Source organism: Ulvibacter sp. 2210JD10-4 (assembly GCF_058148525.1).
On the sequence record NZ_JBYVJZ010000001.1, the window covers coordinates 188,768 to 213,308 of the forward strand.

The 24,541-nt window shown below is 35.7% G+C and carries 28 protein-coding genes; 11 read left to right on the forward strand and 17 right to left on the reverse strand.

Annotated elements, in window-relative coordinates:
* Positions 1-70 precede the first annotated feature (70 nt).
* The 7 genes from ACY2RT_RS00910 to ACY2RT_RS00940 all read right to left on the reverse strand — a co-directional run bounded on the left by ACY2RT_RS00910 (position 71) and on the right by ACY2RT_RS00940 (position 6,567).
* Positions 71-1,444 (reverse strand): hypothetical protein, encoded by a 1,374-nt coding sequence (locus ACY2RT_RS00910; RefSeq protein ID WP_490153984.1) that lies wholly within the window; start codon positions 1,442-1,444, stop codon positions 71-73.
* Between the two features lie 209 nt (positions 1,445-1,653).
* Positions 1,654-2,118 (reverse strand): YHS domain-containing (seleno)protein, encoded by a 465-nt coding sequence (locus ACY2RT_RS00915; RefSeq protein WP_490153985.1) that lies wholly within the window; start codon positions 2,116-2,118, stop codon positions 1,654-1,656.
* 30 nt (positions 2,119-2,148) lie between these two features.
* Positions 2,149-2,502, reverse strand: a complete 354-nt coding sequence (locus ACY2RT_RS00920; RefSeq protein ID WP_490153986.1) for a hypothetical protein — start codon at positions 2,500-2,502, stop codon at positions 2,149-2,151.
* A gap of 107 nt (positions 2,503-2,609) precedes the next feature.
* The gene (locus ACY2RT_RS00925; protein ID WP_490153987.1) at positions 2,610-3,647 is read right to left on the reverse strand and encodes a helix-turn-helix domain-containing protein; all 1,038 of its coding nucleotides are present in this window, start codon (positions 3,645-3,647) and stop codon (positions 2,610-2,612) included.
* An 80-nt stretch (positions 3,648-3,727) separates the two neighbouring features.
* A complete protein-coding gene (locus ACY2RT_RS00930; protein ID WP_490153988.1) occupies positions 3,728-4,708 on the reverse strand; it encodes a prolyl oligopeptidase family serine peptidase in 981 nt (326 codons plus the stop codon).
* Between the two features lie 20 nt (positions 4,709-4,728).
* On the reverse strand, positions 4,729-5,520 hold the full coding sequence (locus ACY2RT_RS00935) for a DJ-1/PfpI family protein (protein ID WP_490153989.1): 792 nt from the start codon (positions 5,518-5,520) through the stop codon (positions 4,729-4,731).
* 81 nt (positions 5,521-5,601) lie between these two features.
* A complete protein-coding gene (locus ACY2RT_RS00940) occupies positions 5,602-6,567 on the reverse strand; it encodes a GlxA family transcriptional regulator (protein ID WP_490154919.1) in 966 nt (321 codons plus the stop codon).
* Between the two features lie 127 nt (positions 6,568-6,694).
* Here ACY2RT_RS00940 and ACY2RT_RS00945 point away from each other — a divergent pair, with 127 nt between their 5' ends.
* Positions 6,695-7,303 carry a JAB domain-containing protein gene (locus tag ACY2RT_RS00945; protein WP_490153990.1) on the forward strand — a complete coding sequence of 203 codons (609 nt, stop codon included), beginning with the start codon at positions 6,695-6,697 and terminating at the stop codon, positions 7,301-7,303.
* A gap of 54 nt (positions 7,304-7,357) precedes the next feature.
* Here the strand turns inward: ACY2RT_RS00945 and ACY2RT_RS00950 are convergent, their stop codons facing one another.
* Together ACY2RT_RS00950 and ACY2RT_RS00955 are read right to left on the reverse strand one after the other, a co-directional pair.
* Positions 7,358-8,383 (reverse strand): BsuBI/PstI family type II restriction endonuclease, encoded by a 1,026-nt coding sequence (locus ACY2RT_RS00950; protein WP_490153991.1) that lies wholly within the window; start codon positions 8,381-8,383, stop codon positions 7,358-7,360.
* Entirely contained in the window at positions 8,358-9,395 is a 1,038-nt protein-coding gene (locus ACY2RT_RS00955) for a DNA cytosine methyltransferase (RefSeq protein ID WP_490153992.1), read from the reverse strand. The genes ACY2RT_RS00950 and ACY2RT_RS00955 overlap by 26 nt, the downstream gene beginning before the upstream one ends.
* Before the next feature lie 254 nt (positions 9,396-9,649).
* On the opposite strand from ACY2RT_RS00955, the gene ACY2RT_RS00960 reads away from it, so the two are divergent.
* The 10 genes from ACY2RT_RS00960 (at position 9,650) to ACY2RT_RS01005 (ending at position 17,260) form a co-directional block, all read left to right on the forward strand.
* On the forward strand, positions 9,650-11,011 hold the full coding sequence (locus tag ACY2RT_RS00960; RefSeq protein WP_490153993.1) for an amidohydrolase family protein: 1,362 nt from the start codon (positions 9,650-9,652) through the stop codon (positions 11,009-11,011).
* A 210-nt stretch (positions 11,012-11,221) separates the two neighbouring features.
* Entirely contained in the window at positions 11,222-12,145 is a 924-nt protein-coding gene (locus ACY2RT_RS00965; RefSeq protein ID WP_490154920.1) for an SDR family NAD(P)-dependent oxidoreductase, read from the forward strand.
* A 202-nt stretch (positions 12,146-12,347) separates the two neighbouring features.
* Positions 12,348-14,156, forward strand: a complete 1,809-nt coding sequence (locus ACY2RT_RS00970) for a M2 family metallopeptidase (protein WP_490153994.1) — start codon at positions 12,348-12,350, stop codon at positions 14,154-14,156.
* A gap of 215 nt (positions 14,157-14,371) precedes the next feature.
* Positions 14,372-14,737 carry a DUF2200 domain-containing protein gene (locus tag ACY2RT_RS00975; RefSeq protein ID WP_490153995.1) on the forward strand — a complete coding sequence of 122 codons (366 nt, stop codon included), beginning with the start codon at positions 14,372-14,374 and terminating at the stop codon, positions 14,735-14,737.
* Between the two features lie 57 nt (positions 14,738-14,794).
* Positions 14,795-15,166: a VOC family protein gene (locus ACY2RT_RS00980; protein ID WP_490153996.1), complete on the forward strand. Its 372-nt coding sequence runs from the start codon at positions 14,795-14,797 to the stop codon at positions 15,164-15,166.
* A gap of 42 nt (positions 15,167-15,208) precedes the next feature.
* The gene (locus tag ACY2RT_RS00985; RefSeq protein WP_490153997.1) at positions 15,209-15,598 is read left to right on the forward strand and encodes a hypothetical protein; all 390 of its coding nucleotides are present in this window, start codon (positions 15,209-15,211) and stop codon (positions 15,596-15,598) included.
* Positions 15,599-15,604: 6 nt separating this feature from the next.
* Positions 15,605-16,060, forward strand: a complete 456-nt coding sequence (locus ACY2RT_RS00990; RefSeq protein WP_490153998.1) for a nuclear transport factor 2 family protein — start codon at positions 15,605-15,607, stop codon at positions 16,058-16,060.
* Between the two features lie 83 nt (positions 16,061-16,143).
* The gene (locus ACY2RT_RS00995) at positions 16,144-16,566 is read left to right on the forward strand and encodes a VOC family protein (RefSeq protein WP_490153999.1); all 423 of its coding nucleotides are present in this window, start codon (positions 16,144-16,146) and stop codon (positions 16,564-16,566) included.
* A gap of 29 nt (positions 16,567-16,595) precedes the next feature.
* Positions 16,596-16,934, forward strand: coding sequence for a hypothetical protein (locus ACY2RT_RS01000; protein ID WP_490154000.1), 339 nt, complete (start codon positions 16,596-16,598; stop codon positions 16,932-16,934).
* Positions 16,935-17,032: 98 nt separating this feature from the next.
* Entirely contained in the window at positions 17,033-17,260 is a 228-nt protein-coding gene (locus tag ACY2RT_RS01005; protein WP_490154001.1) for a hypothetical protein, read from the forward strand.
* Between the two features lie 6 nt (positions 17,261-17,266).
* Here ACY2RT_RS01005 and ACY2RT_RS01010 read toward each other — a convergent pair whose 3' ends face one another.
* The 8 genes from ACY2RT_RS01010 to ACY2RT_RS01045 all read right to left on the reverse strand — a co-directional run bounded on the left by ACY2RT_RS01010 (position 17,267) and on the right by ACY2RT_RS01045 (position 24,505).
* Positions 17,267-18,712, reverse strand: a complete 1,446-nt coding sequence (locus ACY2RT_RS01010) for a metallophosphoesterase family protein (protein ID WP_490154002.1) — start codon at positions 18,710-18,712, stop codon at positions 17,267-17,269.
* A gap of 150 nt (positions 18,713-18,862) precedes the next feature.
* The gene (locus tag ACY2RT_RS01015) at positions 18,863-19,156 is read right to left on the reverse strand and encodes a T9SS type A sorting domain-containing protein (RefSeq protein WP_490154003.1); all 294 of its coding nucleotides are present in this window, start codon (positions 19,154-19,156) and stop codon (positions 18,863-18,865) included.
* A gap of 119 nt (positions 19,157-19,275) precedes the next feature.
* Positions 19,276-20,019, reverse strand: coding sequence for a hypothetical protein (locus ACY2RT_RS01020; protein ID WP_490154004.1), 744 nt, complete (start codon positions 20,017-20,019; stop codon positions 19,276-19,278).
* A 129-nt stretch (positions 20,020-20,148) separates the two neighbouring features.
* On the reverse strand, positions 20,149-20,568 hold the full coding sequence (locus ACY2RT_RS01025; RefSeq protein ID WP_490154005.1) for a hypothetical protein: 420 nt from the start codon (positions 20,566-20,568) through the stop codon (positions 20,149-20,151).
* A gap of 142 nt (positions 20,569-20,710) precedes the next feature.
* Entirely contained in the window at positions 20,711-22,078 is a 1,368-nt protein-coding gene (locus ACY2RT_RS01030; protein WP_490154006.1) for a serine hydrolase domain-containing protein, read from the reverse strand.
* 83 nt (positions 22,079-22,161) lie between these two features.
* Positions 22,162-23,280, reverse strand: a complete 1,119-nt coding sequence (locus ACY2RT_RS01035; RefSeq protein WP_490154007.1) for a helix-turn-helix domain-containing protein — start codon at positions 23,278-23,280, stop codon at positions 22,162-22,164.
* Between the two features lie 219 nt (positions 23,281-23,499).
* Positions 23,500-24,030 carry an NADPH-dependent FMN reductase gene (locus tag ACY2RT_RS01040; RefSeq protein WP_490154008.1) on the reverse strand — a complete coding sequence of 177 codons (531 nt, stop codon included), beginning with the start codon at positions 24,028-24,030 and terminating at the stop codon, positions 23,500-23,502.
* Position 24,031: 1 nt separating this feature from the next.
* On the reverse strand, positions 24,032-24,505 hold the full coding sequence (locus ACY2RT_RS01045; protein ID WP_490154009.1) for a MarR family winged helix-turn-helix transcriptional regulator: 474 nt from the start codon (positions 24,503-24,505) through the stop codon (positions 24,032-24,034).
* Positions 24,506-24,541 lie beyond the last annotated feature (36 nt).

Consider the following 24,541-nt stretch of genomic DNA (forward strand, 5'->3'; position numbering starts at 1 on the left):
CCAAGGTAATCAATCTGACTAATATTTTAGTTTAGTGGAATAAAATGACAGATTACCTTGGCTGGGTTGGCTAATCTATTGCTTTAGCAGCGAATCCGTAATAAGAATCAGAATTGATTGATTTTGCCGCTGTTCTGTATGCAACTTTCACACGCTCTGAAGAACGCCTTACTTTACTGGAAAAGTTTACCAATACCTCAGACAGGTAATGATCAGAGTCAATACTTGTTGAAGACTGTAGGGCCTTAATTAGCTGGTCTTCAGATAAATCTTCCCTTGCAAGCATTTTATAGATCGTTGCTGCATAGTGGTCTGACTCAACATGGGTGCTCACCATTGTTAAAAGTTTATTCAATCCACCGGAAGTAGGTTTTAATTTACCCGTCATTAATACTTTAACGACCTCTGTAACATAATGATCAGACTCAATATCGTTCAAGGTAGTTAGCAATGCATCATAGGCATTAGAAGGCATTGCTTTGTCTTTAATCACTTTTTTAAGCACTTCAGTCTTGTAATGATCAGATTCAATATCCTTGGACAGTGCAATGATCTTAGAGATGTTATTTGAATTGAGTTCTCTATTATCCATGATCTCGGTAAGAATCTCAGTAAGATAGTGGTCAGACTCCACCTGCATTGAAATATCCAGTAAGCTTTCCATTTGCGAATCGGTGATGGAAGAATCATTAATAACCGTTTTCAATACACTGGTCAGGTAATGGTCAGACTCTATGCTTTCACAAGCATCAATGTATGCAGTAATAGTTTGACTGTTTGCCAGAAAGGCTTTTTGATTACTTTTTAAAATTTCAGTTAAATAGTGGTCAGAATCTATTTCATCCCCGGTTTTTTCTATTACATTGACCAAATCTTTGTTACTCAAATTCTTTTTCAGTAATAATTCAAAATAGGCAGATTTTACATGATCACTGTCCATATTGTGAATCTCATTCAGGACGCCATTTACGCCGCCTTTCTTATAAAAGCGGTTCACTCTGGATTCTGCCCCTATGGAAGTCGTACGTACTACTTCGGGAAGAATTTCCGCAAGCCATTCTCTTCCTTCTACATTGTAGTTTCTCTCTGAGCTTCCTACATAAAATTTTCTGATTAGATTACCGTTGTTGTCAGATTCTATAAGAAGCCTTCTCCTGTTTCCAAAGGAAGATTTTGTGATCTCAATGAACCCTCCCCTTGTAATGGCGGTAATATCCCTGTCATCATTGGACAAAGTAATCTCTCCTTCGTACTCAATCTTAAAGTCTTTACTATTGTCTTTAATGTGAATGGTACTTTTTCCATCGGTGGTATTCTCGATTGAATAGGTGGAACTTGTACTAACTGTTCGTTTTTGACTAAAAATATGAGCCGGCTGTAAAAGCAATACTGTTGCTAAAGCAATACCGGACAAAATCTTTTTTGAAATACTAAACTTTTTCATGGTTGTCATGTTTATGATTGATGAAGCGAATATAGAAGCATGTGGTTGCCCAAAAAAATGAATTGTAGTGAATTACATATTTTGTGTAGTGAATTGTAATTTACAGTACGATTACACTTCAAGCTCTAGTCTGTTTCAGTATTTAAAACAGAAAAAGGCATACCAATATATATTGATATGCCTAAAAAACCAGCCTGAAGTACTTTGTACTATTTAGCTTTCAAACTTTTCCAATTTGTATCTGCTGCTTTTACAAGTTTAGATTCATTTTCATTGATCCAAAGCTGTTTTGCATCTACTTCAACATCATTAAGGAATAGATAATATATACCGTCACTTACTACAAACTTGTTGGGGTCTATTCTAAACTTTGCGCCGGCATAGATACCAAAGGCACAGAAACCACCGTATTGAGGCATGTATTTAGCAGGATTTTTATCAAAAGCCGCTTTTTGTTCAGCAGAAGTAAAGTAATACGCTATCTTATTGTGAACCGTTTTGTATTGTTTTGACCCTCTTTGTGCCAGCCCAAGGTCTAGGTAAGATACGGCACTATACCCTTGTAGTGCTATATTACTGTCGTCTATATTATTTGCTTTCTTGTCTTGTGCAAGTACTGCTGTGCCTGCTACCAATGCAAGCATTAAGACTGTTGTTTTAATTAAATTTTTCATGTTCTCTGTTTTATTAATTACTATTTATGACTATTGTGCATTAAAATATTCTTCCTGTATTACTTCGCCATTAGCATTCCATACCCGGCGAACGATCTCATGCCAGTAGATCTTACTATTGTCTTTCATATTAAAATCGAAAGTAAATTCTGAAGCCGATACATTTCCATCTACAATAGTGTGATGGTGCGTAATACCGTTTACAGTAGCTATGGCTCCTGCAAAACCTTCCATTTTTTCTACCATTTGCTGTTTGTTGGTAGTGGCTACCCCATTATAGTCTGAAGTAGTAGCCTCTTCCGAAAAAAACTGCTTTACGGCATCTACGATGGCTCCCTTAGCCACTATACCGTCCATTTGTGTTGCTTGTTCTTTAATGTTCATTTTTATATGTTTTAGTGATTCAACAAATCTTGTTTGTAACTACACTGCAAATATGAAAATGAATTGTTTTTAAGCGACTACAAAAAACACGCAGAAAATTGTACTTTTTAGTTTTTGTATACTGAAGGTGACATACCTGCATACTTTGTAAAGAAGGATGAAAAATGATTGGCTTCCTCAAAGCCCAAAGCATAGGCTGTCTCTTTAACGCTTTCTCCTTCTGTCAACATGACCTTAGCAGATAAAATGAGTTGTGACCGTATTAGTTTACCTAATGAAAGGTTCATTTTCTGCTTCACCTTTTTAGACAATGCTTTTACGCTAATGTTCATCTTTTCTGCATAAAAGCCTAACTTATGTTCTTCCTTATGAAAAAGCTGAATAAGTTCTATAAGATCCTGTGAGAAAGTATCCCTGTTGTGGTAGTCAAAACTATCTCTAAACTGATTGGGAGTCTGCCCTACTTCTCTTTTAAAGGCCCGGTTAAAATATCCGGGGTCTTTATATCCCAGATCATAGGCAATCTCCTGCATACTTTTTTCTGTAAACGCCACCTCTTTTTGGCTTTCTACAAGTTGTTTGTTATGTATGAGTTTACGAACAGAAATACCAAGTTTATCCTTTATTAAGTGTTGTACATTATATTGAGTATCTGTAAGATGGTTTACTAAAGCCTGTGTATTGATTCTATTATTAAACTCGGAATCTATGACATCCTTTACATCAAATATAACCTGGTATTCCTCTTTACTGGCCTGAAAAGGATTTTCCCAATACCATTGCTCTGTGGAAACATCTATAAGATCACACATATTACTGTTAAACACAGTATTGTCTAAGAACAACTGGCAATCTTCACATTCACTAAAATTAATATAGCCCAGTGAAATAAGATGCTTGAACAGGATGCGTACATCTTTACACCTAAAGAGTACTTCATCCGGAAAGTCGATAAACCGTACCACAAAATCATCAGACATAAATTTAATATACTGTCCTTTCTCCAGATAGATAGCCTTATCTTCCCAATCTTCATAATTCCTGAAATCCACCTGAATATTTCCGGTCCCCTCAAGTATATGGATCATGGTATACTTGTTAATGAAGTATACTTTATTGATCTCGGCATTGATCTTACGTACCATTAACTACAGAATTTGTTTGCCATTCTATAGTCGTGAATTTATCTTAAAATAACATGTATTCCTTTCTAATAGCCGGAATCCTATAAAACTCCTATTTTTATAAGCCAGGGACGTATGTATTCTTCCAGCTTATAACGAACTCCGGTATCCACATTCATGAAGTTGTGATCACCATCAGGTAATATTATTATATCAAAATTTTCATTGTTTAATTCCTCGAGTACTTCAAGAGAGGCATCAACCGGAATTACATCATCTCTTGTTCCAAAGAACCATAATGTTTTGGCATTCATATTTTTAAGAATACTTTTGGGGTCGAACCCTTTTTCACCCTTAAATAGTTTAAGTTTTTCGTCAGCTTCATCAATTGAAACTCCATTTCCGGAACCATCACCGGTCAGGTTACTGTGGTACGCCTCTTCGCCGGCAGAAACGGTGGCGCCTTCCCCTGCAACAATAAAGTTTACTATAGGGTTTTTTGAAGCTGCAAGAGGCATGATCCAACCTGCCTGGCTACCTCCCAAAAGGCCAATTTTTTTATTGTCGACCTCCCGCTGATTCTTTAACCAATTTAAACATGCATTAACATCCTGGGCTAATAAATTAAACCAGACCTCACTATCTTCCACCGTAAAATATTGATAGGTTCCCCCGGATTTACCACAGCCTCTTTTATCAAATACCAGCACCGACATACCTAGCTTCGTTGCAATTGATGTATAATAAGCGACATCGCTATAAGTAGATGGAGCAGAACCATGCACGATCACAACCGCAGCATTGTTTGGTGTTTCATTTATTGGAGAGTAGTAGGCTGCATTTAAGGTAATATTTCCGCTCTCTATTGTAACAGGCAACACCTTATATCCTTCAAAACTTATAGGAGCTGTTTCTTTTACTAAGGTCATTCCGCAAACTGGACATTCGCCAGGATGCTCATATCGTTCGGTGTCACAATCGTACGGACACGGAGGACAGAAATATGTTCCTTCTTGCGAGCTCAGCTCATTACAACCCATTACTAACAGAGATAAAGCAAGCAGTTTTATTTTTAAGTTCATAACAGATTTATTCTTTATGGCTAGTTCTTAGATAAAATAAGACCTTCACCGGGCACCCATTTATCGTATTCCATATATTCACTGGTACGTTGTGCTCTTTCTTTACCATAGATCTTTTCAACTAAATGCAGCGCTCCATCAATTCCTGCCGATATCCCTGCGGTCGTTATTACTTTTCCATTATCCACAAAACGTACATTGGACAATACTTTTGCTTTAGGAAATGCCTTTTTTAAGCTTTCAATGCTAGAATGAAATGTAGTAACCGTTTGGTTGTCCAAAATTCCTGCTTCTCCAAGAATAAAAGCCCCAGTACAAACCGAAAACAAATAATCAACACTGTCTTTTTGCTTTTTAATCCAGTTAATAACATCTTTATCGTTTCTGGCGACACTGGCATTTCCTCCAAAAAAGGCAAGAATATTTACCTCTGGTGCATTTTCTATGCTGTAATCCGGAATCACTTTTAACACCCCTTGTGAAATTATGGGATCTGTTGTCTTGGATACTGTAAATACTTTAAAGCCCGAGGCTGCAAAGACTTCTAACGGGCCTGCAAAGTCTAAGACTTCAACGCCTTGTTGTAAATAAAATGCAATGGTCATATCTTTAGTTTCCGGGTAGTTTTTCAGTTCGTCTTTTGTGATTAGTTCCATATCGCATACGTGACATTTTCCAGGTTTTTTGAACTCCAAATCATCACATGTGTTATTGCATGGCGGACATACATATATAGCATCAGACGTTACAGGTGGTTGTGACACCGCAGAGATTTGTAGCAGGCAAATAATGACAATTAATAGTTTTTTCATGATCTAACTTTTTATGTACTCAAAAATAGACCTAAGTACAATGCCATGAAAGGACAAGCATACGCAGTATAAGGACAACCTTTACTTTAGGGAAGAGATATCTGTAGGTAGCACTCCTTTATGCTTTTTAAGAAGTGTCCTTAATTGATTTGAACTTTTAAAACCACACAACTGAGCCACAGTATCAACTTTATTTTTTTCGGATAACAGATGTATTGCTCTGTCCACCTTTAATTTTTCAAGATAGGCTCCAATTGTAATTCCGGTAGTTTTTTTAAAAAGTCTGGTTAGATTACGCGTACTCATATGAACAGCTTCAGAAATATCATGTATGGTAAATGTTTTGGATATATGCTTTGCTATAAAGTCTTGTGCGTCATGAATTCTGGAATCCAAATGATTTCTATATTGAAGAAAAATACTAAGCTGTGGGTCTGTTTCACTACGCCGAAAATAAACAACGACCTCCTTGGCAATATCTGCAGCGAACTTAGAACCAAATTGGTTTTCCAGTATATAAAGAGCCAGATCAATTCCGGAACATACCCCTGCACTGGTATATACATTGTTATTGGCTACAAATAACCTGTTTTTTCGTACCTCTATAGCAGGAAATTTATCTGTTAAACGAGAGATATACCGCCAGTGCGTGGTACATTCCCGGTCATATAAAATACCGGATTCTGCCAATAAAAATGTACCGGTACATACCGAACAAATGTTTACATTCTTAGTGTATTGAAGGTGTAACCAATTAAAAAAGGGTTTGTTTTCCTTTATAAAAGTGTCATCTGAGATTAATTTATATTCTAAACCGGGAACAAAGACAAAATCATTTTCAGACAATTTGAAGCTGTTGAAATGTGCCAATTTTGAAAAAAACAAACCTGCACTACTTTCAATTTCTAATGCACCGGTCATAGATACAAAATGCAGCTTAACATCCGCACCATATTCCCTTGCTTCATAAAAAATATGAGCAGGGCCGTTTATGTCCAGAAGATGCACATTTGGCGGTACTATAAATAAAATGTTCTTAATGGCCAGACCCTTTTAATTACTATTAACGTTAATCTTGTTATAGAAGTATTATACGCAGTAAGATAGCAAAAAAAGATGGGCTGTGTAATAAAGCGATAGTGAAAGGTTCTATAACAAATTGTATATTTACCATATGAATGTACGCTTAACTAAGGAGCAAAAAATTAAAGTGCTCAATGCTGCAGATATCTACAAAGTAATGCAGCAGGTCTTACTACGTGAAAACAAAATACGCCGCAACCAGGAACACTTTTGGGTAGTAGGGCTGGATAATAAAAACAAGATCCTTTTTGTGGAACTTATAGGCTTGGGAGCCGTAAACCGCGTAGAAGCCAACCCACCGGATGTCTTTAGAATGGCCATTTACAAACTGGCGATAAAAATGATATTGGTACACAATCACCCCAGTGGTGACACTTCCCCTTCTCATACAGATAAGAACTTTACAGACCGTATGCTAAAGGTGGGTAAGCTTATTAATATAGATGTAATAGATCATTTGGTGATCGCCGAAGAAGCTTTTACCAGCTTTGCAGAAGAAGGTATTATAAAAGAACTACACAAGTCCGGGCAGTTTGAAATTGTAGAACGCGAAAAGGAAACCATTAAAAAATGGAACCTCCAAATGGAACGGGAAAAAGAAGCGATTAGCATTGCTACTAAAATGAAAGCTAAAGGCTATGATGATGATACTATTAAAGAACTTACCGGGTTGACAAAGAAGGTTATTGGTGGGTTGTAGGGGTGTTTGGGATATTTTTTGAAGGTCTATACGGCTGTCAAGTCATTATTTATATTATTTATATGGTCCAAGAAATTTATCTCCATTAAAGTGTATCATATGATCAGGATTATCAGCTATCCAAACTTCTGTTTCCCAAGCTATATCTTTAGCTTTTCCTCTAAATTTATCCCTGCTCATAAATGCAGTTACATAAATAATATCAGCAGTACATTTTTCGGTTAATTTTTCAAATTGAATATATTTTGTTTGGTCAATGTGTCCAGTAGAATGATATGCTTCAATTAAAAAAAGCCAATTTTTAGACTTTGAAAAAGCAATCACATCTGGAAGTTCATCATGAGATAATTCAAAAAAATTAATTTCCTTAAGTTTTTCTTCTTCTAAATGTAAATACTTTTTAGCCGTATCTCCAACGTATAACACTTCTGCTCCATGTCCAAATCTAGGTAAAAACTCTTCAATTATTGCTTTTTGTAAATCATTATGGACTCCAGCGGTAAAGTCTAATTTCTTTCCAGAAGGAAGTTTTACAGGAATTTTTATTAAATTTCTTTTTGCAGCTAATTTCTCTTCAATAGTTTCAATGCCGCTTAATCTATTTGATACAAACTTCTCCCAGTTTTTCTGATTATTAAACTTTCTTATTAATTCCGCATAAAATGGATTAATTACATAACCTCTAGTAGAATCATTTGTAGCAGAATTTGGGCTTGATTTTAGGACAATATCAGCAAGAACAAGTAACTTCAAATCTTTTCTTCTAATATCATCATATGAGCCAGAACTTATTTCTTCTTGGAAAAATTTATTGACATATTCAATAATTTCTCTTGTCTTTGGGGAATGTTTGTCAATATCACTTTGATCTTTACAAATTTCAAAATCTTCAGATTTTTTGACATCTGCAACTGCTAAAAAAGCAATTGCCATTCTTTCTTTTCTTCTTGGTGTAATTTCATTAAGGGGTACACCAAAATGATCCAATATAAAAAGCACTTGATTTATAAGAGTTTTGACACCTTTATTTTTAATTTTATAGGTCTTCAGTTTATCATTTAGATATTCTTTCTTCATCATTGATTTGTGTAAAGAGATTTAACTGTTTAGCTCTCTTTTTTATAACTTTATTCATTGTAGTGTTTACTAAATTTTCTTTTATCTGACCAGCTATCTTGTAAGCTAACATTGGAGGGACTGCATTGCCTATTTGGTTAAAAACACTTGTCTCTTTCCCATAAAAATCAAACCAATCAGGAAAACTTTGCAATCTTGCAGCTTCACGGGGAAGCATTCTTCTTCTTTTTCCGTTTGGCAATTTTATCCTATGCATATCTCCTGTTGCTCCAGCTAAATTCCTACAAGTTAATGTTCGTGCAGGTTTATTCAAATATAAATCTCTTGGATTAATACAGTTTGATGCTTTCTCATATTTTGCAACATATATATCCATACTTTCAGTCAAATATTTTGAGTTTTCAGGAGCCTTAAAAGCCATTTCACCTAAAGCTTCACCAGCTGTGATAAGTCTATTAGATTTTTTTGGATAAAAGAAATCTCCTCTATATCCAACAACAAAGACCCTCTCCCTATTTTGTGGTACATTATAAAACTTAGCATTTAACATTTTATAGTTTACTGTGTAGTTCAGATTTTCTAGCTCGTCAATAACTTCTTCTAAATACCACTTGTTTTTATAAAGCATGCCTCTGACATTTTCAAACATAAAAATCTGAGGATTTATTTTTTTTACTGCATCAATAAATATAGGAAACCCATCTCTTGAGTCTTTTAATCCTTTCTGTTTCCCTCCAACACTAAAAGGTTGGCATGGTGGCCCACCAATTACTACTTCAGCATTAGGATATTCAAAATTAGTTGTTAAATATTCATTATAACATTTCCCTAATAAGTTCTTATTATAAGTTGCACAAGCATCATTTATCATTTCATAACCGATAGTCTTAAACCCCTGAGCTTCAAACCCAAGAGATAATCCACCACAACCAGCAAATAGATCTAAAACAGTCATATTGAGCTCATTGTCTATCCAAGGTTTTAAATTCTTATTTATATATTCAATGTAATCCATAATTTGCAAATTAAGAAAATCTAAATCTGATAAAACGCAAAAAAATAAAACTTACTAACCTTTTATTTACAATACAAGCATTCAAGATTTGGCTATCTTGAGGTTCTCTCCTATTTTTAATAACTAATTGCTGTTGAAAGATTTGTGCTTTTAAGAATTGTTCTTTATATACAAAACATAAAAAATTATCTTTACTGTATATCAACAATAAATTAGCATACATAACTAGTTGGTAATCATCTAAAACCAAAATCATGAAATATAATACATATTTGATTATTTTCATCTTTATAATTGGCTGTGCAAAAAGTCCAGATAAAAAATATGACTTGGTTATTTCAAATGTTAATTTGATTGATGGAACCGCAACAATGCTGAGATCAAATGTAAACGTATACATAAAAGACGGAAGGATTCACTTAATAGATAAAACGGAAGTAAATAAAAGAGAAACTGTCATTAATGGAACAAACAAATATTTAATGCCGGGATTATTTGACTGCCATACGCATACCGGCAATTTTCAAAAAGATTTTCCAAAATTCATTCACTATGGTGTTACTTCAATTTTTGTCACCGGAGGAAGTACTTGTACAAATGAATACTATAAAGAAATGCGGGAAATAGGAAGCCAGGATTCCATAGCTGCTCCAAGAGTTTTTCATACAAGCCAACATTTTATTATGGAAGGAGGTCACCCTGTTCGTACGTATTCATCAAGTAATTGGAGAGAAGGAGAAACTGTATTTTATTTAAAAGATACGCTACAAATAGAATCTCTGGTAAAGGAAGTTTCACAATATCCTATTCAAGGTATAAAGTTAACTATTGAAGAAGGTCCAATGCCTCCGCCAGTACCTCGAATGCCACAAGAGTTTATTAATAAAGTAGTAAAAGAAGCTAAAAAGAATAATACCAAAGTTTTTGTACACATTAGTGATAATATAGAGTTGGGTATGGCTTTAGAGGCCAAAATAAATAACATCATTCATTTTACCGGAGTAGATTTAGATTTTGAAAGAGACAAGGAAATGATAGAATTGATTTATCAATCTGATGTTTCATGGGTCACTACTTTAATGCTTGATAAAAGTTTTATCTATCCGCTTCACCCGGAATGGGTCAACCAAACTGAAATTAAAGATATCTACGATCCTGAGGAGTTTAGTAACTTAACAAGTCAATCGCAAATAGAAAGAGCGAAAGAAATGCTTGATTTTTTTAAAAATGATTATGGCCTGAAAGATCCAACTCTGGAAAATATTATAGCTTTTCAAGTAGAAGGTATTAAAACACTTTATGAAAATGGGGTGAATATGGTATTAGGAACTGACACCGGGAATACATTTATATTTCATGGGCATAGTTTACATGAAGAAATGCAACTATTGGAAATGGGTGGTATGAAACCCATGGATATCATAAAAATGGGTACATATAATGCAGCAAAAATGATGGATATTCTTGATGATTTAGGTACAATTGAGAAGGGGAAAATTGCAGATATGATTTTATTGGATAAAAATCCGCTTGAATCAATTAAAAACACTTTATCAATAAACACGGTATTCAAAAACGGAATTATTCAAGAAAGAATTGAACTAACAAACAATTAATTCAAGCTTAATTTAAAAGAAAGTAAACTTAGGACGCATATAAAAAACACTCACGATTTGGCTATATTTAGGTTCTCTCCTACTTTTATAAGTAATCCTGCTTTTCATAAAAAAGACATTAAAACATTTAAAACATTTAAAACAAAAATTATGACAAATAAAATCCAAACACAACACTTAAAGGATGTAATTATTAACCACGGACAAGATATGACCAACAAAGTGGTTGCAATAACAGGAACCACTAGTGGGACGGGTTTCGTCTGTGCTAGAGAAGCCGCAAAAAAGGGAGCTACAGTCATTCTGCTTAACCGTAAAAGTGAAAGATCGCAAGAAGCGCTTAGGCAGCTGCAAGAATCCGTTTCTAATGGGAACTTCGATGCGATTGAGTGCGACTTACAAAGCTTCGACAGTGTGAGAACCGCAGCGGAGACTATTAAATCAAAATACGAGGTGATTGATGTACTAGTCAATAATGCCGGAGTTATGGCACTTAAGGATGAGGCCACTGAGGATGGCTATGACATTCAGATGCAGACCAACGTGATTTCTCACTTTCTTATTACAAAGGAATTGTTTCCTCTACTTAGAAAAAGTGAAGAAGCAAGGATAGTGAATCATTCTTCTATGGCTATGTTGGGCGCACCACTGGTCTCGGATTATTTCGAGCAAAAAGGTGGCAATTTAGGAGGAAATGGTACTGAGGAAGAAAATTCGAGCTTTCAAGGGCCCAGATGGGAGCGCTATCATCAAACTAAATTAGCCAATGCTACATTTACCTACGGCCTCAAAAAGAAACTGGATGAAGCCAATATTACGAACGTAATTCCGCTACTCGCACACCCAGGATTAGCTGCCACAAACCTTCAGATTACAACTGCCTCCAGTGGCGGCATGGACGAAAATACCGAATTCATGAATCAGGCTCAATCACCTGAAGATGGTGCTACCGGTATAATACGGGCGACTATGGATCCTGAAGCTAAATCAGGTAATTTTTACGGCCCGACAACTGGTTGGAGTGGATATCCAGATTTATTAACTCCGGAAGATCTTCTTTCTGATGACTCTAACATCAACATCAATTGGGAGGGTTGTGAAAAAGCTGTTGGACCGTTCAGGATCACTACATAGGTGTTTTAATGGTTATAAAGAGTTGTAATTACAGGTAGAGGCTGTTTTAACACCTCCTCTACCCGGTTACATAAATCGTAGTATATGTTTTATAACTGCTTGCAATTTGTCCTCGCCTATAAAATACCCCTACAGAAAAAATTAGCCTGCCTCCACATTAAAAATGTTTTTAATACTTTTATAAAAAACTAAAATATTCATCATGAAAAAACTTATTCTTTTAGCCCTAATCGTTTCTTTTTTCGCCAGTTGCAAAGAAGAAAGCAAGGACCAGGCATCCGTTAAAACCGAAGTTCAAAACTTTTTAGACGAGTACACAACTACCTATAAAAAGTTGTATTATGCTTCTGCAGAAGCAGAATGGGCCGCCAATACTCATATTGTTGCAGGAGATACTACCAATGCATACAACGTACAAAAAGCGGGAGAAGCCTATGCAAAATTTACCGGAAGTACCAATGTTATTGAAAAAACCAGAAAATTCCTGGAAAGTAAAGATGAGCTGGATATGGTGCAGGTACGGCAACTCAATACGATCTTATATAATGCAGCAAATAACCCCGAAACGGTTTCAGAGCTGGTAAAAGAGCGTATTGCAGCAGAAAATGCCCAGAATGAAACCCTCTTTGGCTTCGATTTTAAAGTGGACGGAAAATCCGTTACCACTGGTGACATTGATGCCATTTTAAGAGGATCTAATGATGAAAAAGAACTGCTTGCAAATTGGGAAGCGTCAAAAGAAGTAGGTAAAGACCTAAAAGACGGCCTGGAGAATTTACGTAAGCTTAGAAACGAAACTGTAGGGGCTTTGGGTTACGATGATTATTTTACCTATCAGGTTTCGGACTATGGAATGACACGCCAGGAAATGCTTGATGAAATGAATAAAATGGTTAAAGAAGTCTGGCCATTATTTAGAGAATTACACACCTGGGCACGTTATGAACTTGCAAATAAATATAATGCCGAAGTACCGGAATATATTCCTGCGCATTGGCTGCCAAATCGTTGGGGGCAAGACTGGAGTGCTTTGGTTACTGTAGAAGGCCTTGATGTAGATGCTGTTTTAGCAGATAAGGACCCGGAATGGATTGTAAAAGAAGGTGAGGATTTCTTTAAAAGTGTTGGGTTTGATGCACTTCCGGCCAGTTTCTATGAAAAGTCCAGCATGTATCCCCTTCCGGCAGATGCATCCTATAAGAAAAACAATCATGCTTCTGCATGGCATATGGATCTGGAAAACGATCTGCGTTGTTTAATGAGTATAGAGCCTACTGCAGACTATTATGAAACCATCCACCATGAATTAGGCCATATCTATTACTATCAGGCGTATACAAATCCAAATGTTCCACCCTTACTTAGAGGAGGTGCTAACAGAGGATTTCATGAAGCGATTGGTAGTTTATTAGGGTTTGCCGCTATGCAAAAACCTTTTTTAGTTGGAAAAGGATTGGTTGATGCAGATGCAGAAATAGACCAGACACAAAACCTTTTAAAAGAGGCATTAAACAATATCGTGTTCTTACCCTTCTCTGCCGGAGTCATGACTCAATTTGAAAATGCGTTATACGCTGAAGATTTACCTAAGGATCAATTTAACAGCAAATGGTGGGAACTGGCAAAAAAATATCAAGGCATGGTACCTCCAACCGAAAGAGGTGAAGAGTATTGTGATGCTGCTTCAAAAACACACATTAATAACGATGCCGCGCAATACTATGATTATGCAATCTCGTATATTTTATTATTCCAGTTTCATGACCATATCGCAAAGAATATCTTAAAACAAGATACGCATGCTACAAATTATTTTGGTAGTAAAGACGTTGGAACTTTTTTAAAGGGAATTTTAGAAACAGGAGCCAATAATGATTGGAGAGAAGTATTAAAAGAAAGTGTTGGAAGCGAAATGAGCGCGAAACCCATGTTAGATTATTTTTCTCCATTAATGGAATATCTTAAGGAACAAAATAAAGACAGAACATATACTTTACCGGAAGAATTGTAAAACCGAAAGGCTTACACTGTATAATAGTAACCAGCCCGTCAGAGTCGTTCTGGCGGGTTGTTTGTTCCGGCATGTAAAATCCCTTAGCTTTGTAAAGCTTGGTTTGTATAAACCATATATTTGGTTTATATAATTGCTAACAAACAGTAAAACCGTTATCAATACTGTGAGCAACGATAGATTTCCGGTTAAATGACTTCAAAAAGTGAAATAGTATGAAAACAACACCCGAACACGACCAGCGTATTGCAAAATTGACATTTGCCTCTGTATATCCACATTATATTACAAAAGTTGAAAAGAAGGGCAGAACAAAAGAAGAATTACATCAGGTAATAGTGTGGTTAACGGGTTATGATACTGGAAAACTAAAAGAACTGATCGACAAGAAAGTAACTTTCCAAACGTTCTTTTCAGATGCAAAATTAAACCCTAATGCTCCACTAATTAAAGGAGTAATTTGTGGCTACAGGATAGAAGAAATTGAAACTCCTTTAACCAGGCAAGTACGGTATTTAGATAAATTGGTGGACGAATTAGCAAAAGGACGAAAGATGGAGAAGATTTTGCGACAACCATAAAAATAGACAGTAAACTTCTTGACTCAAAAAACATTACAAACTATAATTTACAACCATATGAAATTAGGTGTATTTTCTGTAAGTCTCAGTGTAAAAGACATAAATGCTTCAAAGAAATTCTACGAGAACCTTGGATTTAAGGTGTTTGCAGGCGATATTGAGAAAAACTATCTCATCTTGAAAAACGAAGGCACCATTATTGGTCTGTTTCAAGGTATGTTTGAAAACAATATTCTAACTTTTAATCCGGGATGGGATGCCAATGCAAACAAACTTGATGAATTTGATGATGTGAGGGAAATTCAGAAGCATTTAAAGGCAAATAATGTGACGTTAGCAAGTGAAGCAGATACAAATACCAGTGGGCCTGCTAGTATTACCTTACTTGACCCGGATGGTAATGCAATTCTGTTTGACCAACACGTTTAGCAATATAGCCAAAAGATATATGTCTGGAAAAATAAAGTGATCATGCAAAAAGAAGTTATTATAAACAAACTATTTGAGTTTTCAAGTCATATTAGATATGCAGCCATTTATTATAATGATGATCTAATGTATAGACAGAAAAACAAAACACTTGATGATGCTTCTTCTGATGAAACAGACAAATACGAAGAACTTTTGGTGAACCCAACCTTACTAAAACTGGCAGACCAAAGAGGTAATATAGATTGTGGCGGCCTTGACCATTTACTTATAGGCTATGGAAATTTCTACCAGTTGGTAAAAGCAATTCCCGGTGGACATATTTCTATTTGCCTAGATAAAAATTCAAATATTAACAATTTACCCAGGGAGATATTCTCTTTCCTGAATACCAATTTTCCCGGATTAACCGGAATAATAAAAAACACATAACAACTTATGAAATCACTTACTATCGTAGCCTTAGCATTCACCTTATTCTTTGGGATAAATACAAATGCACAAACCGAGAACAGCAAACAGGAAATTGAGCAAATCACCGAGACTTTAATGCTTTACATTGACGGAACCACAAATGGAGAACCTGATAAGTTGAGAAAAGCGTTCCATCCGGATTTTAATCTCTATTCGGTAACCAAAGAAGATAGTTTAAGAACCTGGGCAGGGAAAGACTATGTAAGTAGAATAAAAGTTGGAAAAAAGAATAACCGGATTGGAAGAATTATTTCAATTGATTATGAAAACAATGCTGCAACTGCAAAAGTGGAAATTGTAATCCCTAACTGGAGAGTTTTTACGGATTATTTTCTGCTGTTAAAATATGAAGGGTCCTGGAAAATTGTACATAAAAGTTACACCTGGAGGGAATTTCCAAAAAGCGACAAAAAAGAATAGAACAACAAGCGCTGTATAAAATAATACATGATAGACTTTGAAAATTATACGCTAAGGCCAACGGTGTGATACAAACAATTTAAATGAAACAATCTATAGTACATATTGCCTTAGTGGTTAAGGACTATGATGAGGCTATAGCATTTTATACCCAAAAATTAAATTTTGAATTACTTGAAGATACCTATCAATCGGAACAAGATAAAAGATGGGTGGTTATAGCGCCCCCTAATTCAGCCGGAACAACCATTTTACTTGCAAGAGCATCAAAACCTGAACAGGAAGGATTTATCGGAAACCAGGCAGGAGGCAGAGTTTTTCTCTTCCTAAACACTGATGATTTTTGGAGGGATTATAACCGGATGACCTCAATAGGGATTGAGTTTGTAAGAGAGCCCAAAATAGCAGATTATGGCACAGTTGCCGTATTTAAGGACCTGTATGGAAATCTTTGGGACTTATTAGAATTAAATCCTGAACACCCCATAGCAGGGAGAATGAAATAGCATAAAAATTGTTGTATCCTATTTAAAAAATGAAAAACAGACACTATCTATTATTTTTGATCCTTTTGGTAGGTTTATTTTATACACTTACTAGTTGTCATTATAAAAATCCTTCACAAAAATTACCTTCAGTTTCTTATGATTCAATTTTATCTCCTAAATTACTCAATAGCGAAAGAATTAAATTGAAATTTGGAAACTATGATATCAAGGTCCTTAGCAGCAATTCCAGATTAAGGATTTCCAATCTATATAGCACACATGATGGTGAAATAATAACAAGGACTTTCGCTGTTGTTCAATATCCTGAAACAGTAGATAGTGTTTTCTTAAAAGAGCATACAAAATTATTGATGGGCAATCTATAGGAAGTGTATTTAAACAGCACCAATGGAAAATTGAGAAAAAAAGTATTTTTTTAGGTGAGATCTTACCTTCAAACGATTATAAAGAAATATATACCCTTATGGGAAATATAACTCCGTCCAAATTAGCAATTTATACATATGCGTTTTATATTAAAAAAAATGGTGAAGAGTACGCATATGCAACAATTTCAGAAATATACCACCCTGATTACCTTACTTTGAACGACCTTAAGTATATAGTTAAGGATGTTGATGCTTATTTAGAAAAAAGTGATGCTATGGTTCAAACATTAAAACTGGTAACCGGTAAAATGAAAATTGAATAGACTTCACTATGTCAGCTTTGGGCCCCAGACGGCTTTTGGCTTGGGGTATTGGTTAGAGACCTCGTAGAAGGTTTCGGTAAGCTTGCTGCCGTTAATTTCCAACATGGCAAAACCGTTGAGTACCCGTAAGTGCTGTGAAGGTGTGGAATGTGGTGCATTCAATGGAGTACGTGTATAATATTCAACAGCTTCTATAGTTTCTTCTATACCATCTACGGTTTTGTATAAACCGGTACCATTACCAAAAGGGATAGACGCATGCCCACAGCAACGTAGTTTTGGAACAGTGCCATGTATAGAAGTCGCCCCTTTCAAAACAGGTAATGCCTCTTTCGTGTCTTTGTATACAATACCATTATGTACATGCCCCCAATACCATACATCCGGAGTCTTACCACCTAGTGCATCACATATCTGGCTCCAAAGTGGATCGTTTAGCTTGGAAGCATTATATTCTATTCCGTTATGGTGGGTAAACAGCATCAACTTTTTACCCAGTTTTGCTTTTTCACTTAAAAAAGCGGCTTGTTCCTCCCCGCCTTTCTTACTGTGGATCGCTCCATCCATATACAAGGCACTTTCATCATAATAGGCAGAGTCCAGTCCCACAAGCACCCACTCTCCTATCTCAATAGAAAAATAGCTACGCCCTCGTTGCGGGCTAAACCTGGGGTTGCTAATAGCGATCTTAAATAATCCGTTGGCACCGTCGTACATTTCGTGATTGCTGTTCATAGTATAGAGCTTCCCTTTAAAATCATCAGGCAACATAGCTAACAGATGTTCCTGCTCTTCCTTACGTGTTCCTGCATAATACACATCACCCAGGTGAATAATATAATCAGGGTTTAAACTGGTGATACCATCTATAACTAACTGTGCGGCACATTTGGCTTCTTTGCCATCTTTCCATTTGCCTGTGCCCCAATCTCCCAGCACTGCTACTTTTGCAGAAGGCAGCGTAAGATCTATAAGCATGTTAGAAGGTTTTGTAACGAAGGGGTGGACTTCTCCGGGAATAATATATTTATACAAAAAATAGTATACCAGTACCAGCATCCAGAGAGGGTCCAACTGACAGTACTTAGAAAAAGCATATAAAGTACCGTCTCCGGCCACAAAACCATCCAGTATAGTATCTAAACTAAGCTTGTCTTTGGATATGCTGGTGGGTGGTAGTCCATAGTATTCTCTTAGGGTATTGGTTAGCTCCTGCGGAATCACTTTGTTAAGTGTATAGAGTGCCAGCATATTCTCCATATCGTGCGAGTAGTCTCCCTCGTTATAACTGCCATCCAGATAGAATTGCTCACAATCTACCAGATAGTCCCAAAAAGCTGTAGCATCTTTTTGTACCAATAGAAAGGCCTCTTTTGCAAGGTCCGTATGTAAGATAGTGTTTATGTCATTAATGATCGATTGATATTCTCCGCTGAAGCTATATTCATCCATAATTTGACAGAATTTAGTACGATAAAGCTTATAATAATTTATAGTATAAACAATACGTATAAATACTGATTTTGGGCTATCAAATAGAAAGAGACAGCTTAAAGATTTAAACTGCCTCCGTTCATGAAGAAAAATGATTTAGGGTCACCTCTATCGTATTGAGACCTTTTTAGTAATGACAGCTTTATTCGTGGAAATGTGTATAAAATAAATACCGGAAGCTATTTGCTCCAGATCTATTTGCTGCTGTTCGTTAAAATGAGTTACATCAACATTTTGAATGACTTTCCCACTGATGTCTGTAATAGTTTTATCTACTTCTTCTCCAATGGGTGAACTTACAATCCCAATTGAAGTAATGGTCATAGCAGGGTCAAAAATGGGTGTTTGTGAATACACCAGGGGCATAAAGATTAGGGCCACTAAAAGAAATGCTTTTTTCATTTTTAATGATTTTGTAAGTTAGTATTGCCTAAAGATACGCATAAGTTATAACATGCTGATTATTAGAATCATTAAGACGCTTCTTTTATATTATTGGTTCAGATTATTTACAACCAATATTATAAATTTGCATCAAACCAATGACTAATGGATGCCAATACCGGACGGGTGTTTTTCCGGGAAGAAGCCCTGGCTTTGTCAACACTTGCCCTATCCCCTGTTACACCGTTCCTGCCTCCACCACGACCTCCGCCTTTCATGCCTCCACCTGAAGATTTTGATTTCCCGCTTTTCTGAGCAGCGGGTGGGTCTGCTTTACTGGTTACTACGCCAATGGATAGCTTGGCCAGGTCTGTTTCAGTATCTGGATCAATTCTATATTTGGGTATTTTAAGGCTGTAGGTGAGCAGTTCGTTTTCAGAAGTGTACATATAGGATACAGTAATGTCCAAATCATTCAGGTCTTTATGAAATTCCCGGGTGTTTTCAAAAAAACCGTATTCGGCTTCCGGGGGTAATTTTTCTATTAGATCACCTACATTCAATTTTTCCATGGCCTGTTCTTTCTCCTCTGCGTTCTTAAAGTGAGGCCTTACCACTTGTAATGGGTATTTGAGATATACATTCTCTTTCTTTTTCCCTTTCACATCAAAATAAACAGTAAGTCCCTGACGTAATATAGATAATGCCATATACTTATCTGTAGTGCTGATGTTTACGTATAGATAGGTCTCATCATCGGTGACTTGATAAGTTACGCCTTCTTTTACAACTTCTGTCGTATCCGGAAGATTCATCTTATAAGTTTCTGCGGTAACAAAGCTTGCAAATGCCAGTAAGAATATTGTTAAAAATTGTTTCATCTTATGATCTTTTTGTGGTTACATCATCAATAAGACTATAAAAGTTTTTAAAGGTTTAAAGAAGGGTATGGGTTTAATAAATATTTAACTTTTTTACCTAACGGCTTGTGGATTCTAAGGCAAAGAAGTTCAATAACAAATCGCAGGTCCTTGTTTTACTATGGAAACTCCTTCTCTTACAAAGATATCTCCGTTTGTAAGCTTATACAAAGGGACAAACTGTTGAGAGCCGCTAGTGGTGCTGTAATACATACCTACCTGATTATTCTGACTTATAGCCTGCCAGCTGCCAAATTCCTGCCAGTTACTTCGTTGTTCGTTACCAAGTACGGTTTTCTTTACCGAACTACCATAAAGCCCGTACTTCCCGTTGGGACAATAGTGTACTTCCAGAAAATAGTATGTACCATAGATAACCTCTCCCTCCCGGTAGGTGATCAATATATTTTGATTATTGAAAAACGACTGTACCTCTTCTACCGTCGAAATGCTCTGTGCTTTACATGAAGGAACAGCTAAGAGAGAGCTAGCCAGGAATAGTGCTGTCAAACAAAAACTCTTCATATAGAATTGCATGGTACAGGTTTATATAAATATTTATAACGTTCTGTATATGAGAATACTATATAAAGATATAAAATAGATGGTTAATAATATAGCTATTTCCGGAATCATCCGGCAAAGCCCTTTCTTATTCAATCTTTTTTGCAGCTAGCGGTTTGTTTTTATAGATCCAGTCACATCCAACTATTTTTCCATTCTCTCTTTTAAATATAATGGTTAAATCAAAATAATTACAGAAAAAGGCGTTTTGATCATAAGCAATGAGTTGTGAAGGAGCATCACCATGAGATTCGACATATAATTGGTTTTGAAACTGGAATATCTTAAAAGGGAAATCTTTGGTTTTATATGAACCTGTAAAGTCTTTAAGGTTCATCCCATTAATAGTTATGGGTTTATACAATTTTGGCTGGTAGTATTCTTCGCGCAACAGTATTTTTTGAAAGGTGTTCAGTATAGACTCCCTCTCTGCGTTCATATAATTTCCAAGAATTATTACGGTAAGGTCATCTTCCAGAAACTGAAAATACCCTCCTCTGAACCCTGTAGTGCGTCCATTGTGATTAACGATTCTTCCGGTTTTACCTTTCATAAGGTTAAATCCATATCCCCATCTATAGCCACGTTCTTTTTCGAGGAAAGGTTCAAGAGCCAGCTTCCATGTTTCCGGTTTTAAAACATCGCTTTTTCCTATTTGTCTGCAAAACTTTAAAAGATCTTCTGCCGTTGCATACATAGCACCAGTAGCATCAGAATAGCCATGTGAGCTCATATGCATTTCACTAATAGCATAATTTCCATTTTTATCAGTTCCACTTCCATAGCCATCGGCTAAGCCTATAGGAGGAAATAAAGGGTCTTCAATCCCCGTATTTTTTAATCCTAATGGCTGCAATACGTTTCTGGTGACATAGGTTTCATAATCTTCTCCCGTTACTTTCTCCAATATAGCATGCAACAGAACATATCCGCAGTTAGAATAGGTCATTTTAGTACCGGGCGTATATAAAAGGGAATCTACCCGGGACATTACTATAAGTTCTTCCAGACTATATTTCTTGTTTCTATCCGGAAATTTTATGTCTCTTTTTATTCCTGAAGTATGTGATAAGAGATTTTTAATTTTTATCTCACTGCCAAATGCATAATCTTTGATAAATTTTGAAATGGGGTCTTCTAATGATATTTTTCCTTGTTCTACCAACTGAAGGATGCTTATGGCTGTAAAGCTTTTGGTTATGGAACCTATCCGAAACTTTGTAGTTGCAGAATTAGGAATATTAAAACGTCTGCTGGCTTGCCCATACCCCTTTTGAAATTGTATTTCGCCTTTATATGCTACCAGAACAGTTCCGGTAAAACCTCCAACATTTTGAATTGCTTTTAAATAACTGTCTGCTTTTTCTGTAAAACCGGAAAAATCGTATTTTTTTTGTGCGAAGTTGTTTGCCTGAAATAGTATTATAAAACAAAGAGCAAGTATGCATTTTTTCATTTAGATAAGTTTTGATTGATGACTATATTTATGTAAAAGAATAACATCACAGGAGAAAAGTCGCCTCATTTTATATTTTGAGCCTAACTTTTAGAGATTTCTTCTAAGTATTCAGCAGGGGAAATTTCACAAAACTTTTTAAATGCACGATTAAAAGAAGCTTTTGAATTAAAGCCGGACTCAAAAGCCAAACTCAGTATGGTTTTCGATTTTAAATCGTATGATCTTGCTTTGGATTTAAATGCTTCTATGCGATAAGAGTTTACAAAATCTCTGAAAGAATGGCCCATTACGGTATTCACAATTGCAGAAACTTTATTAGGATGCAAATTTACAATTCGGGAAAAACCGGAAAGGTTCAATTCGGGGTCTAAATAGCATTTTTCACTTTTCATGGTATCGTCAAGTCTTTTTGAAAGCTCTTGCATTTCAGTGCTAACAAGTTGTTTTTGAATACCATCTTCCAATTCATCATTTGGAAGTGCAACTTTTATTAGTGTATCATCACTAATTCTAAAACCATAAAACCCAATTCCATAAGTGAGTATTGCAAATAATATGTAAAAAGAATAAAACCCGGATGGAGGAAAAGTAAAGTCGTAATAGACAATATCAAAAATGGTATAGGGTACCCAGATAATCCATAGCAGTCCAAAACATAGAAGAATGCTTCTAATTTTGTTAGCGGCGTAAAGAGCATGAACACTTTGTAATAACTTAAAACTTTTAACCAGATAAATTGCAATAATCACCAAGCCAACAATATGTTCCACTGAAAACAAGTTAAAAACCAAGGCTTTTTCAAAAGGGTTTAAATTTAAATATTCCATCCCGTTTACCCAGGAAATAAGTGTACAGGTGTTAAAATATATTTGTTCAATAAGTAACGGGAAGAAGAGCCATCTTAACTTTTTAACTTCAATAGGTTTTCCAAAAAGGAATCTTAAATAGGCATAAAAAGCAGGACCTATTCCCCACAGAAACAGTACCGGTAAAAATTGCAATTCAGGAATCTTTTTCTGAATACCAAAATCGTACTTTAATACCCAAAGCAAATAAAATGATAAGAACAATACCGTTAGTGCCAGATATTTTTGAGCTTCCCTAAAATTACTTTTCCAATAAAGTAATGCTCCAAAAATGAAACCTTGAAGCATCCCAAATCCAATTAATAGGTTGTAAATGTTAATATGATAATCCATATTTCTGGGAATACGTAAAAGTAAAGATTACCATTTATATAGAGGCCACGATATTGCTATTTTCAGCTTTTTTATAAAATAGCAATTGTCTTGTAAAAAGTGTAACATAAGTCAGGCTGACTATGTTACATTGGCAGCATGTCGTAGTTTTTTTTCAAAAAAGTGAAAATGTGTTTTTATGGTTTTGGTAATTCCTATTTTATTTCTGTGCTAATTTATTTAAATCGCTCTTTGAAATAAATCGATTTTTTGTTTTAAATCACTATTTAATTTTTCGTTGGTCAATCCCTCAGTCGAAAAATTATCATAAAACGAGGGTAACGAAAAATCTGCGACAATTTTAGCTCCCAAACGCGGAAAAGATGCATTAGCAGCCTGCAAAACACTTGCTCCTCCCCTTCCTCCGGGAGATGTTGCCATTAACAGCATAGGTTTATCCTTCCAAACATTCTTATCTATTCTTGACATCCAGTCATAAGCATTTTTAAACGCTGCTGAATACGAACCGTTATGCTCCGCCAGCGAAATAACCAAACCGTCTACAGTATTTATGAGATTATCAAGCTTTATCGCTTCTTCCGGGATCCCTTCTGATGTTTCTAAATCAATACCATATAACGGTAAGTTGAAATCATTTAGGTCTACTACTATGGTTTCTGAATTTTCAACCTTGTTAGCTACGTATACGGCTAATGTTTTATTAATTGATTTTTTGCTGTTACTTCCTCCTAATGCTATGATATTTTTCATTTTAGTTTCCTCTTAATTTATGTATTAATTGTTTTAGTGTATCTGCTTCTTCCGGGCTAAGGTTATTCATCATCGGTTTGTGAAATTCTTCAACTTTTTTATCCAGTTTTTTTAATAAGTCCAATCCCTCTTTGGTGATAATGATGTCCATTTTCCTCCTGTCCGAAGGACACAATGTTCTTTCCACAAGTCCTTTAGCTGTCAACTTATCTACAATACGGGTTACATTGCTGGACCGTTGCACCATATTTTCCAATATGCTGTTTACTGAAATTGGTTTCCCTTTTGCGCCACGGAGTATTCGTAAGACATTAAATTGAGGTTCATAAATGTCAAGTTCTTTAAGCTCCCTGGATACAGAGTCTGTCATCCAGTGCCCGGTTTTAATGATTGCATAAATTGCATTATAATATTCATTCATTACACCTACATTATTTGTATATACAAATATATAATCAAATTTTTGAATATGCAACAGTTATGTATTTTAATAATAACCTGTCCTTCGACA